Origin of the sequence: Paraburkholderia hiiakae (assembly GCF_904848665.1) — a bacterium.
In the GTDB taxonomy this organism is placed as follows: domain Bacteria; phylum Pseudomonadota; class Gammaproteobacteria; order Burkholderiales; family Burkholderiaceae; genus Paraburkholderia; species Paraburkholderia hiiakae.
On record NZ_CAJHCQ010000016.1, the window covers coordinates 175,690 to 190,334 of the forward strand.

At 63.0% G+C, this 14,645-nt stretch carries 11 protein-coding genes; 7 read left to right on the plus strand and 4 right to left on the minus strand.

What is annotated here, in order from left to right; all coding sequences use genetic code 11:
* Genes mdtN through JMY28_RS27130 form a run of 3 tightly spaced genes read left to right on the plus strand, consistent with a single transcriptional unit; the run spans position 1 to position 4,610 of the window.
* Positions 1-1,053, plus strand: a complete 1,053-nt coding sequence (mdtN, locus tag JMY28_RS27120) for a multidrug transporter subunit MdtN (RefSeq protein WP_201698974.1) — start codon at positions 1-3, stop codon at positions 1,051-1,053.
* Entirely contained in the window at positions 1,034-3,040 is a 2,007-nt protein-coding gene (locus tag JMY28_RS27125; RefSeq protein ID WP_201698975.1) for an FUSC family protein, read from the plus strand. The genes mdtN and JMY28_RS27125 overlap by 20 nt, the downstream gene beginning before the upstream one ends.
* Positions 3,027-4,610 (plus strand): TolC family protein, encoded by a 1,584-nt coding sequence (locus tag JMY28_RS27130; RefSeq protein WP_201698976.1) that lies wholly within the window; start codon positions 3,027-3,029, stop codon positions 4,608-4,610. The genes JMY28_RS27125 and JMY28_RS27130 overlap by 14 nt, the downstream gene beginning before the upstream one ends.
* 28 nt (positions 4,611-4,638) lie before the next feature.
* Here the strand turns inward: JMY28_RS27130 and JMY28_RS27135 are convergent, their stop codons facing one another.
* On the minus strand, positions 4,639-4,992 hold the full coding sequence (locus JMY28_RS27135; RefSeq protein ID WP_201698977.1) for a DUF4148 domain-containing protein: 354 nt from the start codon (positions 4,990-4,992) through the stop codon (positions 4,639-4,641).
* A gap of 344 nt (positions 4,993-5,336) precedes the next feature.
* Between JMY28_RS27135 and JMY28_RS27140 the strand changes: the two genes are divergently transcribed.
* Positions 5,337-6,116, plus strand: coding sequence for an alpha/beta hydrolase (locus JMY28_RS27140; RefSeq protein WP_201698978.1), 780 nt, complete (start codon positions 5,337-5,339; stop codon positions 6,114-6,116).
* Positions 6,117-6,180: 64 nt separating this feature from the next.
* Here JMY28_RS27140 and JMY28_RS27145 read toward each other — a convergent pair whose 3' ends face one another.
* Positions 6,181-6,702 carry a beta-class carbonic anhydrase gene (locus JMY28_RS27145; protein WP_201698979.1) on the minus strand — a complete coding sequence of 174 codons (522 nt, stop codon included), beginning with the start codon at positions 6,700-6,702 and terminating at the stop codon, positions 6,181-6,183.
* 461 nt (positions 6,703-7,163) lie between these two features.
* On the opposite strand from JMY28_RS27145, the gene JMY28_RS27150 reads away from it, so the two are divergent.
* The 3 genes from JMY28_RS27150 (at position 7,164) to JMY28_RS27160 (ending at position 9,975) form a co-directional block, all read left to right on the plus strand.
* Complete coding sequence (locus JMY28_RS27150; protein WP_201698980.1) at positions 7,164-8,045, plus strand: LysR family transcriptional regulator; 882 nt, start codon at positions 7,164-7,166, stop codon at positions 8,043-8,045.
* A 165-nt stretch (positions 8,046-8,210) separates the two neighbouring features.
* Positions 8,211-8,807 (plus strand): FMN-dependent NADH-azoreductase, encoded by a 597-nt coding sequence (locus JMY28_RS27155; protein WP_201698981.1) that lies wholly within the window; start codon positions 8,211-8,213, stop codon positions 8,805-8,807.
* 142 nt (positions 8,808-8,949) lie between these two features.
* On the plus strand, positions 8,950-9,975 hold the full coding sequence (locus tag JMY28_RS27160; RefSeq protein ID WP_201698982.1) for an LLM class flavin-dependent oxidoreductase: 1,026 nt from the start codon (positions 8,950-8,952) through the stop codon (positions 9,973-9,975).
* Positions 9,976-10,076: 101 nt separating this feature from the next.
* Here the strand turns inward: JMY28_RS27160 and JMY28_RS27165 are convergent, their stop codons facing one another.
* Both JMY28_RS27165 and JMY28_RS27170 read right to left on the minus strand, forming a co-directional pair.
* The gene (locus JMY28_RS27165) at positions 10,077-13,406 is read right to left on the minus strand and encodes an efflux RND transporter permease subunit (RefSeq protein WP_201698983.1); all 3,330 of its coding nucleotides are present in this window, start codon (positions 13,404-13,406) and stop codon (positions 10,077-10,079) included.
* Between the two features lie 11 nt (positions 13,407-13,417).
* Positions 13,418-14,617, minus strand: coding sequence for an efflux RND transporter periplasmic adaptor subunit (locus JMY28_RS27170; RefSeq protein ID WP_201698984.1), 1,200 nt, complete (start codon positions 14,615-14,617; stop codon positions 13,418-13,420).
* Positions 14,618-14,645 lie beyond the last annotated feature (28 nt).

A 14,645-nucleotide genomic window follows, 5' to 3' on the forward strand; every position in this document is an offset into this window, starting at 1 on the left:
ATGAAAATGGCCGGCCAGAATCCTCGACATGCATGGAGGGGGCGCGCGATCGCCGTCGTGATCGTCCTGCTCGGCGCGGCGGCACTCTGGTATGCGTACGATCGCTCGTCGCGCTATCCGTCCACCGACGACGCGTCCATCGACGCGGATGTCGTCCACGTCGCGTCGCCCGTGGGCGGCCGGATCATACGCGTTCCCGTGGAGGAGAACCAGCATGTCTCGAAGGGCGACGTGCTGTTCGAAATCGACCCGGTGCCGTACCGGCTTGGCGTCGCGCAGGCGCAGGCCGAAGTCGAACTGGCGCGCGCCTCGCTCGGCACGCGCCGCCGCACGCTGATCGGCGAGACGTCGAACGCGACCGTCGCGGCCGACCAGACGCGCCGCGCGACGCACAACTACGACCTCGCGACGCGCAGCGTCGACCGGCTGCGGCCGCTCGCGGCGCAAGGCTATGTGTCCGCGCAGCAGCTCGACCAGGCGGTCGTGGCGCAGCGCGACGCGAGCGTATCGCTCGCGCAGGCGCAGGTGCAACAGCGCTCCTCTACGCAGACGATAGGCGACGACACCGACGCCATCGCGGCGCTGCATGCGCGCGAGGCCGCGCTGGCCATCGCCCAGCGCGCGCTCGACGACACGGTCGTGCGCGCGCCGTTCGACGGCTACGTGACAGGGCTGACGATCCTCGCGGGGGAAACGGTCGCACCGAACCAGTCCATCTTCACGCTGGTTCATTCGGGCGAATGGTTCGCCGTGGCGAATTTCCGCGAGACGGCGCTCGGCGCGATCGACGTGGGCGACTGCGCAACCGTGTACTCGATGATCGACCGAAAACAGCCGATGAGCGGCAAGGTGATCGGCATCGGCGCCGGGATCCTGGACACGGATCGCGTGAACCTGCCGCGCAGCCTGCCGTACGTGCAGCAGTCGGTGAACTGGGTGCGCGTGGCTCAACGCTTCCCGGTTCGCGTGCGCATAGACGCGCCGGTCAACAAGCTGGTGCGCATCGGCGCCAGCGCGATCGTCGAGGTCCGGCATGGCCAGTCTTGCCGCTGACATCAGGCGCCCCGGTCCGCGGGAAATCGCGACGCTGCTCGCGCCGTTTCCGGGGCGCGCCGCGATCGTCACGCGCATTGCGCTGATCTGCGCGCTCACGGTGCTCGTGACGACCGGCTACGCCACGCCCGACGCCTCGACTTCCGTCTATATCGTGTTGTTCCTGAACCGACCCGACCGCATGACGAGCATCGTCATGTCGTTCGCCTTGATGCTGCTCGTGACCGTGATCATCGGCATCGTGATGATCTTCGCAATCCTCACGATCGATCAACCGCCGCTGCGGGTGGCGAGCATGGCGTTGCTATCGTTCGGACTGCTATTCGCGACCTCGGCAAGCAAGCTTCGGCCAATCGGCGCGATCCTTGCGATGATCGTCGGCTTCGGGCTCGACGAGCTTGGCCTCGCGCCAGTCGGCGAAGCGGCCACGCGCGGCCTGATGTACGCGTGGCTGATGGTGGCGATTCCGATTGGTCTCGCGATCGTCGTGAACCTGGTGATCGCGCCGTCGCCGCGCCGGCTCGCCACCGCGCAGCTTGCACGGCGCCTGAGGCTCGCTGCGCGCCGCCTCACGGACACGGCGACCGTCGAGGAGCGCGCTGCATTCGAGGCGTGCCTGCGGGAGGGCGACCATCAGATCCTCTCGTGGCTCAAGCTCTCGAAACTCGAAGGCACGTTGACACCGGCCGACGCTGCACCGCTGCGCCAGGCGGCGGCGTCCACAACAGCGATCCTGGTCGCGACGGAATTCGCGGCGAGCGAACCCGGCGCGCGCCTGCCCGACGCGTGCGCGGCGCAGCTTGCCGAAACGATGACGCAGATGGCCGCAATGCTCGATGCGGGCGGCTATCCCGTGGATGTCACGCTCGATGTGCCGGCCCTGGGCGAGGGAACCGCGCTACAGGCGCTCGTGCTCGCAGACCTGCGCGCCGCGCTGGAGGGGTTCGCGGTGCCGCCCCCGCAGGCCGCCGCAGCGCCGGTTCCTGCTCCTGAGAAAACCGCCGAGCCACCCAAGCGCAGCGGCTTTTTCGACACCGATGCCTTCACGAATCCCGATCACGTCCGTTACGCGCTGAAGACCACGGCAGCGGCGATGTTCTGCTACGTGCTGTATCAGCAGCTCGACTGGCAGGGCATCCATACGTGCTTCATCACCTGCTATATGGTCTCGCTCAGCACCACGGCCGAGACCGTCGAGAAGCTGACACTGCGGATCACGGGCTGTCTCGTCGGCGCCTTGCTCGGCACGGCGGCGATCGTGTTCGTGACGCCTCATCTAACCTCGGCGGGCGAGCTGATGGCGCTGGTGTTCGCGGGCGCGTGGCTAGCCGCATGGGTGGCCATGGGGTCGGCGCGGATCTCGTATGCGGGCATGCAGATCGCGTTCGCCTTCTTCCTGTGCGTGATCCAGGGCGCGGCGCCCGCGTTCGACCTCACGCTCGCACGCGACCGCGTGATCGGCATCTTGATCGGCAACGTTGTGATCTATCTGGTCTTCACGCGTGTCTGGCCCGTGAGCATCGCCAGCCGCATCGACACGACGCTCAAAGCGCTTATCGCGCAGTGGACCCGCATCGCGCACGCAGCGGACACCCGCACGCGCAGCGCGCTCGCGGGAGGCGCGCTCGCCCAGTACGGCGGACTGCGCCAGGATCTCGGCCTGATTCACTACGAGCCTTCGTGGGTACGTCCCGAGCCCGACTGGGTAGCGAGCCGGCGTCGCGCGCTCGCGGAGCTCGAGGCGCTGGAGGCGCCGCTGGTTCTCGCGGCAGGGCGCGCGGGCGCGGCGCGGCTGGGTGAAATCGCCCAGCGTCTCGCGGCGGGTGACGACGCGCACGTGCAAGCCTCACAGCATGCCGCCGGGGACCGCATGGCGGATCCCGCCCTCGATGCGCTCCAGAACGTCATCGCAAAGCGGTTCGGACAGATCGCCGATATCACGCGCCCAGCTTCGGCCACGGAGACGACGACCGATGCGCGCCCCTGAACCGACGCCCCGGCTTATCGGATTGGCTGCTGCGTTGGCTGCCGCATTGACTGTATCGGGATTCGAGGGCTGCGCGACGTCGTCGATCGATCTCGCGCCTCCCGCGGCGGACCGACCGTGGCAGCCGCAGACGGACGGCGACGGCAACATCGTGCCCGGGCCGCCGCGCAGCGCCAGCGACGCGGCGCAGGTTGGCTACACGTTGCCGCGCAGCGCCGCGCTGGCCTCGATCGAACCCGCGGCGGCACTCGATGCGAACCACGCGTACACGCTGGCCGAGCTGATCGATCTCGCGGAGTCCACGAACCCGCTCACGCGCATCGCCTGGAACGACGCGCGCAATGCAGCGCTCGCGGCGGGCATCGCGAAGACCGCGTATTTGCCGCAACTCACCGCCACCGCCATGGGCGGATACGAGGCGGCGAGCGGCGCGGCGTCGACGCCGCTGCTCGGCAACACATCGACCAACTCGAACATTCACGGCACCGTTTCGGTGCTCTCGCTGCAGTGGCTGCTGTTCGATTTCGGCGGCCGCCGCGCGCGCCTCGATGCTGCGAAGCAGCTTTCCGTGGCGGCAAACATCGCGTTCACCTCGGTTCACCAGCACGTGATCCACGACGTGAGCATTGCGTACTACACATACGAAGCGGCCAGCGCGAGGGAGCACACCGCACAGCAGGCGCTCGACAACGCGGATGGCATTCTCAGCGCCGCACGTGCACGGCGAAAGCAGGGCGTGGGCACGGTGGTCGAAGTCGCGCAGGCCACGCAGAACCGCGCACAAGCCAATCTGCTGAAGGTGCAGGCGGACGGCGCCGTGAGCGACAGCTATCTGAGCCTTGTGTCGGCGCTTGGCATTTCACCGTTGTCGAAACCGGTGATCGCCCCGTTGCCTGCGCACTCGCTCACGCCGGCGCTGCACCAGAGCGTCGACGAAATCGTTGCGGATGCGATTGCGCGGCGGCCGGACGTGCAGGGCGCGTATGCGCTAGAGCAGGCCAACCAGGCGAAGATCCGCGCGGCCGAATCGGCGTTCATGCCGAAGATATTCCTCTCCGCCACGGCCGCGTACGGCACCGGCACGACGTCGATCACGGCGATTCCCCCGGTTGGCGATCAGGCGGCCACGGTGAACCTGAACGGCAGCCGCCGCAGCGGCAGCATCTTCCTCGGCGTGACGATTCCCCTATACGACGGCGGCTTGCGTTCCGCCGTGCTGATGCAGGCGCGCAACGACGCGGACAGTGCGTCCGCGCAACTGACCCATACGAGGCAGGAAGCTGTCAGGCAGATCGTTGCCGCGCAGAACGGGCTCTCCACGAGCCTCGCGTCGAACGACGCCGCGAAGGCGCTGGTCGAGGCCGCGCAGACGACCTACGATGCGACGTTTGCCGCGTACCGGCACGGCGTCGGCACCATCACCGACGCGCTCCTCACGCAGAACCAGCTTCTCGCTGCGCAGAACGCGTATGCGGACAGCTACAGCGCCGCGCTTTCCGCCGCCGCGACGCTCGCCCTTGCGACCGGCGAGATCGGTGCGCCGTCACTGGAAGGCGCAGCATCTCCGTAGGACCACCGAAGACGGTGTGCCCGCCGTATCAACTACCAAAATAGATCGTGCAAAAGCTAGCCGGGCCAACACAGTTGGACGGTGCGGGCATAGGCATACGTGAGCCCGCAGCCGAGGTGCTCTCCATCGATACACCACCCATATCAGTTTGCGCTGAGTTTTGCGCGGATTGCCCCGCTGCGACCTTGGCCTCCGCTGCCTGAATATCAGCCGGATAGTTGATGTCGTCGCCGCGGCCCGGGCTGTACCCGGCCTGCTCGACGCGCACGAGATCCGCACGCACTTCGGCGCGTGTGAGGGGTTGGGTGGACTGCGCGAAGCTATACGCAGGAGCGGCGACGGCGGAGGCAGCAACGAGAATGCTGAGAAGAATCCTGGACATGATCAATACTCCTATATATCTGCAAATCGGATGAGTCGGGAAAGAAAGCCGCAGCATCGACTGTGCATGGACGCGAAGACAGGCTTGGCGAAGGACAACTTGAAACTTGGCTAAGCGAGGCAAAGCGTTACTGCGTGGTTGCAGTGTAGGTAGGCGCTTGCGTCGGCAAGGTTACCCAATCGTTACAAGAAAATAACAAGTCTTCCGTCCCTTTGATTCGACGCAGCGAAGCAGGCGCGTCATTTTTTTGTAATAGCTGGGTAACCCTCTCGTTCGCGGCCGCTTTTTAGACTGGCCGTGTTGTCAATCGACTGGTTCACTTCGCGACATTCCAAGGAGCTGCAATGTCTTTCCCTTCTTTTCGTTCTGCCGTTGCGCACGCAGCAGCGGCGCTTTGTCTGGTTGCCGGCGCCGTCACGACAGCGCAGGCCGCGCCCATCAAGAACGTCGTCCTCGTGCACGGCGCCTTCGTGGGTGGCGCGGGATGGCGTCCGGTGTACGACATTCTTACGAAGGACGGCTATAACGTGACGCTCGTGCAAGAACCGCTGACGTCATTCAAGGACGACGTGACGGCTGCGAAGCGCGTCATCGATAGCCTCGACGGCCCGTGCGTGCTCGTCGGCCATAGCTACGGCGGCGCCATCATCACGGAGGCGGGCAACGACGAACACGTGAAGTCGCTCGTCTACATTGCGGCTCACGCACTCGATGTCGGCGAAACCGAAGTCTCGAATGGCAAGCGTTATCCCAACGCGACGCCTCACGAGGACATCGTGAAAACGGCGGACGACTATCTCTATCTGAATCCGGCCGACTATCCGCGTGATTTCGCGGCCGATCTTCCGATCGCGCAGGCTGAGTTCGAGGCCCATGAACAAATGCCAACTGCGGCAGGCGTATTCACGTCGCAGATCCCTGATCCGGCATGGAAGATCAAGCCGACGTTTTATATGGTCGCGAAGGCGGACAAGATCATCAACCCGGACCTCGAGCGCATGTACGCGAAGCGCGCTCACGCCCAAACCGTGGAAGTCGATGGCGCCAGCCATTCGGTGTATGAGTCGCATCCGAAGGAAGTGGCGGCGCTGATCGAGCAGGCGGCTCAACAACAAGGGCAGTGACGGTTTGCTTCGGTCAACACAACGCGATCGCGCGCGGGCAGTTGCCGCGCGCCGTTTCCCTGCGCTACTTGACCGTGGCCTCCGCCTGTGCGACGACCTCTCTCAGTTCCCCTGTTGCGAGATCCAGGACGAAGCCGCGTATGGTGATTTCCGACGGTACCCATGGATGCGACCGGAGCTTCAACATCTGCTTTCTCGTTGCCTCATTGACGTCGGTATAGAAGTGGAACTTTGCAGGACTGACCGCCAGCACTCCGGTGTGTTTGTGCAGATGATCCTCAAAGGTCTCGTCCGTAAATAGCTCCATCCCGCATCCTGTGTGGCCAACGATCATGATTTCCTTCACGCCAAGAACGTGAATCGAAAACATGAGCGAGCGCACCACGTCATCGGTAACGACGGTTCCCACATTGCGAATCAGATCTGCATCTGCGGGTTTGATATCGAGACGCTCCAGCAGTCCGTTCATACGCGGATCCATGCACGTGATGATCGCGACCTTCGGAGCCGGCTTGTTCGCCAGCGACGGATCGTGGTGCTTTGCGCTTGCTTGACTCGAAATAATGGCGTGTTCGATCAGACTCATCTGGATTCTCCGTCTGTGCGCTTCAGGATCGATATCTTCGATTGCGTGAAAACGCGATTTATCGGCATTCCTTAAAGAATCACCACGGAAGGAGGCCGAAGGGGTGGCGACAGGCTATGGGTGAGCGTGGCAGCGGCCCGTTCCGGATAGCTTCAGTCGTGTCCGGGTAGCGGATTTGATTCTGGACGAGTTTCGACGCGAAAACATCGTGACCCCTGGCAATTCAATTGTTCTCTCCAGGCAAGCATTTCGCCAAGCCCATAAGTGGGTACAGAACTCGCTACCGGGAATTTCGTCACGATGGCCCGAAACAGGCAGTCAACGTCCCGAAACGAACGCAATCAGCGCTTGAGCGGAAGCTCGCGGGAATTACAGTGATGCTGTTGCCGTCGGACTCGACGACCTCTTCGACTTCGAACCGGGAGATCGAGGCGAAAAAAGGTGAAAACACGAGAATCGGAATGCTTGACATTGAAGAGCTGCAGACTTTTGTTGAGGTGTCCGACGCAGGTGGTCTTACGCCCGCCGCGCGGCGACTCGGCCTCTCGAAATCTGTCGTCAGTCGCAGGCTCGCTCGGCTGGAGAGCGAGTTGGGCGTTCAACTCGTTTCGCGTACCACACGAGGCGCAACGCTCACGGAGGCCGGTGCGACTTTTCGCGAATACGCCGCACGAATATGCGCCGACCTGGATCTGGCGCGAGAAACCATCCTTCCCACCGGCGAACTGCGCGGCCGTCTCCGGATCGCGGCCCCAGTATCGTTCGGCGCGACTCACCTCGCGCCGTTACTTGTCGATCTGGCTAAACGACATCCTCTTCTTCATCTTCTGACCTCCTTTAGCGATCATTTCGTCGACGTGGTGAACGATGGATTCGACGCGGCCATCCGCATTGGTCATCTTGCGGACTCTAACCTGATAGCCCGTCGTATCGGTCCGATATCTGGAAAGCTTGTGGCCAGCCCGGCCTATATTCGAACCCATGGCGAACCCCGATCTCCAGACGAAATTGCGGAACACGAAGCAATCTTCCAGCATGCCGAAACATGGAGATTCGTTGACGGCGACTCGGTTGTGATGGTCAATCCGCGCGGGCGGTTCACCGCCAACAACGGCCAGGCGCTCGTCGCCGCTGCGCTCGCCGGGTTAGGCATTACGGCACTTCCCGATTTTCTGACGGCTGACCACGTGGCCTCTGGTTCGCTCGTCCCGATCATGTGCAAATTCCCTGTTCAGGAAGCCGGAATCTACGTTGTGCGGCCGCCAGGCGCGCATCCACCGCGCAAGGTGCGCGTGCTCATCGAGATGCTGGTCGAACACTTCAGCGGTCGCAGCCCGCTGTAAGCCGCCGGTTATCACGGAACGCCGGTGGCTGGATTTCACGCTGGAAGACTGAACGTGCCAGCGGTGTTGCCAGTCTGGCGACAGTGAGTCGCCGGACCCGGCTCTACCGCATCCCGCCGGACAGGGTTAGCCTTTGAACTCTTCTAATGAGAGACCTGTCCTGTCATGACCACGATCCTTCAAATCAACTCGGCGGCCCGCTCGCAAGGCGCAACTTCGACGCTGCTCCTCAACGAACTGACCGGGAAGCTTCAGCAATCGAATCCGGGCGCGCGCGTTGTCGTCCGCAATCTGCAGGCTGATCCGCTGCCCCACCTCGACGATGCGATCCTCGGCGCGTTCTTCACGCCGGGCGACCAGCGGACCCCTGAGCAGGCGGCTATCTCTGGCCGCAGCGAGGCGCTGATCGCTGAATTGCAGGCGGCCGACATCGTAGTGATCGGCGCACCGATGTACAACTTCGGAATCTCCTCGCAGTTGAAGACCTACTTCGACTTTATCGCTCGTGCCGGCATCTCGTTCCAGTACACGGCCGACGGTGCGGAAGGCTTCGTGACGGGCAAAAAGGTTTTTGTCGTTACGGCCCGCGGTGGCACGTATCTCGGCACGCCGGAAGACGTTCACACGACTTATCTGCGGACATTTCTCGGCTTCCTTGGCATGCGCGACGTGAACTTTATCTACGCGGAAGGCCTGGCCATGGGCCCGGAGGCAGCGAACGCAGCGCTCGCTGGCGCACGCGCTGCAATCGCTGCGGCGTAAGGACGGGGCCGCAGGGTCCGCCCTGCGTGTCGGGAATTCGGGAGTTCGCGAGATCGCGAAACGCTCAACCGGGCTCGGTGACTTCGGCAAGCGTTTGTCGAGGACGCCAGCTCATCGGATACTGGATAGAGAAGAACCCAAGATGGAGATCGGACTTTATACGCTTTCGGATTTATCGTCTGTTGGTGTCAACGGACAAAGCGTCGACGCGCATACGCGGATCAAGGAGATCGCTGCGGCGGCGCAACTGGCGGAGCAAGCCGGCCTGGACCTCTTCGGGATTGGGGAACATCACCGGCTCGATTTTGCGGTATCGGCGCCCGCCGTCGTTCTGGCTGCAATCGCCGCTTCGACGAGCACCATTCGCTTGACCAGTGCCGTCACCGTTCTCAGCACGGCGGACCCGGTGCGTGTCTATGAAGAATTCGCAACGCTCGATCTGGTCTCGGGCGGCCGCGTCGAAATCATCGCAGGGCGTGGGGTTTTCCGTGAGCCGTTCTCCCTGTTTGACTGCCAGCTTGAAGACTACGACGCATTGTTCGAGGAAAAACTCGCGCTCTTCGATCAGTTGAACCAGTCCGCACGCGTAACCTGGAAGGGACGCTTTCGCGCGCCGTTGAATGACGCGGAAATTGCGCCGCGCGCTCTGCAACCCACGATTCCGGTCTGGATCGGAGTAGGGGGCTCTCCGGACAGCGTGATCCGCGCCGGGCGGCTGGGCTTGCCCATGGCGCTCGCCGTGCTTGGCGGCCCTTATCACAAAGCGGGCCAGCTTGCCGCGCTCTATCGATCCGCCGGGCAGCGCGCCGGGCTTGCTCAATCGCTGCGACTCGCCATCAACGGCCATCTCCACATTGCCGAGTCGTCGCAGGCGGCGCGTGCCGACTTCTATCCTTACTATAGTCAGTACTGGGTCGATTCGACGCCTGCAAAATCCCCTGGACCGAGAATCCCGCAAGAGGATTTCAATCGATCAATTACGCAAAGCAGCGGGCCCTTTGTTGGCAGTCCGGCCGAAATTATCGACAAAATCTCACTCCTTCATGAACTGACCGGGATGGACAGGTTCGTTGCGCAGGTCGATATCGGGGGGATGCCATTCAATAAAATTGCCGGGATGATCGATCTACTGGCCGAGAAAGTCATTCCCCACGTTCGCGGGCTTTAGGACTGCGACACTGCCATCGGCGCTGCATTACGCATCGAAGGCGCATGCTGCAGCAGGCCGATGCAGCAATCGGCGAGGATCAACGTTTGGCCGCTGTCTGGCTAGGCGGGGCGGCTCTCGTCGCTGTCCCTGTCGCCGCTATCGCTATCGCTGCCACCACCGCCGTCATGACCGTCGTGCGCGTGCGCCGCCGTTGCCCCGCCGGCGTGGTGCTTGAGCTTGTGCGTCACCTCGTCGAGCTTGTCGCCGAGCAGGCGCCGCACCGTCACGTAGAAGACAGGAATCAACAACAGCCCGAAGAACGTCGCGAAGAGCATTCCGCCGATCACGCCAGTGCCAATCTCGTGCCGGGACGAAGAGCCGGCGCCGGTGGACAGGACGAGTGGGAGCACACCCAGAATGAAGGCCATTGACGTCATCAGGATCGGGCGTAGGCGCAGTCGAGCTGCAGTCGTGACCGCATCGAAGAGCGTCATGCCGTTTGCCTGCCCTTCAACCGCGAATTCGACGATCAGGATGGCATTCTTCGCGGCGAGCCCAATCACCGTGACGAGACCGATCTTGAAGTAGATATCGTTGGGCACGTCGCGCCACAGGCAGAACACCAGCATGCCCAGCATGCCGAGCGGGACCACCAGCAGCACGGCCGCAGGAATCGACCAGCTCTCATAGAGCGCGGCGAGGCACAGAAAGACCACGACGATCGAAAGCGCCATCAGTGTCGTCGCCGAGCTTCCCGATAGCAATTCCTGATAAGACTGCCCGGTCCAGTCCGCGTCGAATCCTCGCGGCAGCTTTTGATTGACGATTTCCTGCAGAGCCTGTATTGCCTGACCAGTCGAATAGCCGGGCGCCGAATTGCCGACGATTTCGACCGCGGAATAGCCGTTGTAGCGCGGCAGCACACTCGGACCGTTGAACCAGTGGCTCTTCACGACGCTCGAAAGCGGCACCATGTTGTAGGGGCTGATCGATGTATTGGCCGCCGACGGGTCCACCTGCTCCAGCGACCCGCTCGTGTTCGTTGCGGTCCTCGTCGTACTCGCCGTCCCCGATGCCGCGCTGGTGATGCCAGCCGGCGTGTAGAGGTGCTGGAAAGCATCGAGGCTCATGCGAAAAGGCGCGTCCGCCTGGATGAACACCTTTTTCACGCGGCCGGCGTAAGTGAACTGGTTCACGAAGAACGGCGCGAGTTGCATTTCGATCGTGTCGTACACATCGGTGAGCGAGAGACCCATCGACTGCGCCTGCGGGCGATCGACAGCAATCTGCAGTTGCGGCGCCTGCGGCAGCGAGTTCGGCCGGATGCCAAAAAGGACGCTGCTTTTGCCGGCGTTCGCGAGGAGCGTCGCTTCGGCTTCACCGAGTTCCGCGCGCGACTGGCCGGCACGCGCCTGCAGATACATATCGACGCCGCCGAACTGGCTCAGCCCGCGAATCGTCGGTAGATTGACGACGAAGATCTGCGCGTCGGTGATGCTGTGCAAGATCTGGTTGGCCTGGGGAATCAGCTGCATTGCCGAGCGCGAGCGGTCGCCCCAATCGGTCAATTTTATGAACGTCATGCCGACGTTCTCGCTCGTGCCGACAAAGCTGAAGCCTTCCGGCTGGAACATGCTGTAAATATCCTTGCCGATGGCGCTATGGAGCAGCTTGTCGCGCACTTCGGCCATCACGCGGTTCGTGCTTTGCAGCGTCGAGCCCGGCGGCAGGTTCACGAGCCCGAGCATGAAGCCCTGATCCTCGTCGGGCACGAAGCCCGTCGGCAGCTTCGTATAGAGGAAGCCGGTCAGCACGATGACGAGCACGAAGGCCATCATCCAGCGCGGTGCATGACGCACGGCGCGTCCGACATGTCCGAGATAGGTATGGGACATCCGCTCGAAACCGCTGTTGAACCAGCGGAAGACCACGTTCTTCTTGTGCGCATGTTCCGGTACCAGGATCGCCGCGCAGAGCGACGGCGTGAACGACATCGCGAGAAACGCGGAGAAAATCATCGAAACGGCAATCGTCAGCGCGAACTGCGCGTAGATGATGCCCGTCGCACCTGGCTGCAACGCGGAAGGGATGAACACGGCCGACAGCACGACCGTGATCGCCACGATGGCGCCCGTGATCTGCGCCATGGCCTTGCGCGTGGCCGCGCGCGGCTCCGAATGCTCCTCGCTCATGATCCGCTCGACGTTCTCGATCACCACGATCGCATCGTCCACCACGATGCCGATGGCGAGCACCATCCCGAAGAGCGTGAGCTGGTTCAAGGTGAAATGCAGCGCCGCAAGACCGATGAAGGTGCCGAGCAGCGCGACGGGAATCACCAGGGTCGGGATGATCGTCGCGCGAAAGTTCTGCAGAAAGATCAGCATGACGAAGAAAACGAGTATGACCGCCTCGATCAGGGTTTTGACGACGTCGGTGATGGAGGCCGTGATGAAGGGCGTCGTGTCGTAGGGAATGCTCCAGGTCACGCCTGCCGGAAGATCATGTGCGAGATCCGCCATCGTGGACTTGACCGCCTTGGCCACGTTGAGCGCGTTGGCGCCGGGCAGCAGGAACACCGCCAGGCCGCCAGCGGGACTGCCGTCGTAGACCGGCGCCACGCCATAAGTCTGGGGGCCGAAACTGATGCGCGCGACGTCGGAGAGGCGCACGGTCGTGCCGTTGCTGTTGGCGAGCAGGATGATGTCGCGGAACTGCTGAAGGGATGAGAACAGGGTGTCGCCGGTAACGGTCGCCGTAAAGACTTGCCCCTTGATGGCAGGATCCGCGCCGAGCGCGCCGGCCGCGAACTGCGCGTTCTGCGACGTTACCGCGTTGAGCACCTGAGTGGTGGAGAGTCCATAACCTTGTAGCTTGTCGGGGTCGATCCAGATACGCACCGCGTACTCCGAGCCGAGCAGGGTGGTGTTGCCGACGCCGCTGATGCGCCCGATCACCGGCTGGATCTGCGACGCGAGTATGTCGCTCAGCCGCGCCGCGTCGACCCCCGGGCTGCTCGAACGCAAAGCAAGGAACAGCAGGATGTCGGGGCTCGATTTCGCGACGACCACACCCTGCTGCGTCACCTGCTCCGGTAGCAGCGGTTGCGCGATCGTGACCTTGTTCTGCACCTGCACCTGCGCAATGTCCGGGTTCGTACCGGTCGCAAAACTCAGTGTGATGACACTCTGGCCGTTGGAGCTCGAATTCGAACTGAAGTACAGCAGGTTGTCGATGCCGGTGAGCTGCTGCTCGATGACCTGGGTCACCGTCGATTCCATCGTTGCGGCGCTGGCGCCCGGATAAGTCGAGGTAATCGTCACCTGTGGCGGAGCGATGTCGGGATACGAATCGATCCCCATGCTACGCATGGCGATGATGCCAAAAAGCGAGATCAGGATCGCGACCACCCAGGCAAATATCGGCCGCTCAATGAAAAAACCCGGCATGCGTTGGTCTCCTAATGCGCCGCGCTGCTGGCCGGCTGGCTGGCGGAGGCTGCAACCGTTGCCTGCGCGGGTGGCTGCCATGTCGTCGTGGTGACCTGACCGCCTTCATGCGCGCTCTGCACGCCTGTGACGATGACCTGGTCGCCTTCGGCGAGGCCCTTCGTGACGATCCAGTCGTTGCCGAGGCTCGCATTCGTTTCGACGTCCTTGCGCGCGACCTTGTTGTCATGCCCGACCACCAGCAGGTACGGCCCCAGGGTGTCCCGCAGCAGCGCCTGCTGTGGAATCAGGAAGACGTTGTTCTGGAGGCCGAGGTGCGCAGTCAGCGTCACGTACATGCCAGGTAGCAGCAGGCGTTGCGCATTGGCCACGAGTGCACGCAGATTGACTGTGCCCGTCGTTGCGTTGACGGCCGGATCGGAGAAGTCGATCGTGCCGGTCTGCTCGTACCGCGTGCCGTTAGGCAGGGTCACTTCGACGGTCATCGAGTTTTGGCGTACAAGCGCAACGGTCCCGGAGCCCTGAGACTGCCGTAACGTGATCAGGTCGGCGGCGCTGATCGTGAAGTTGACGTAGACCGGGTCGACCTGCTGGACGGTGGTCAGCAGAGTACTGCTTCCCCCTGTGTCACTCGTGCTGCTGCCGACCAGCGCGCCCGCGGTCACCAGTTGCTGCCCCGCAATGCCGCTGATCGGGGACGTGACCCGCGTGTAGCCGAGGTTGATGCGCGCGCTCTGCACCAGTGCCTGATCCGCCTGCACTTTGGCGGCCGCACTGCGTTCCGCTGCATCGGAATTGTCGACCGTCTGTTGCGACACCGAGCCAACGGGCAGCAGCTTGCGATTGCGCTGCGCGGTAATGCGGTTGTTGACGTAGGTGGCCTGGTCCTGCGCAAGCTGTGCGATGTCGTTATCGAGTTGCGCCTTGTAGAAGGCGGGGTCGATCTCGAACAATATCTGCCCTTGCCGGACCTGGCTGCCTTCTGCATAGACGCGCTTCACCAGCACGCCAGACACGCGTGCGGTGACGTTCGCGCTGTAGAAGGGCGAGAGACGCCCAACGAACTGCCGAGTGAGCGGTACGTTCTGGAGGTGAGCCGTCGTGACGGCCACCTTTGGCGGGGGCGGCGCAGCCGGTTTGTTCTTCGTGCAGGCAGCGAGCGCGATGACGCCCAGACACAGCACTGACAAGAGGATGGAATGTGACTTCATGTCATGGAGACTCCAGTCAGAAGCGCCT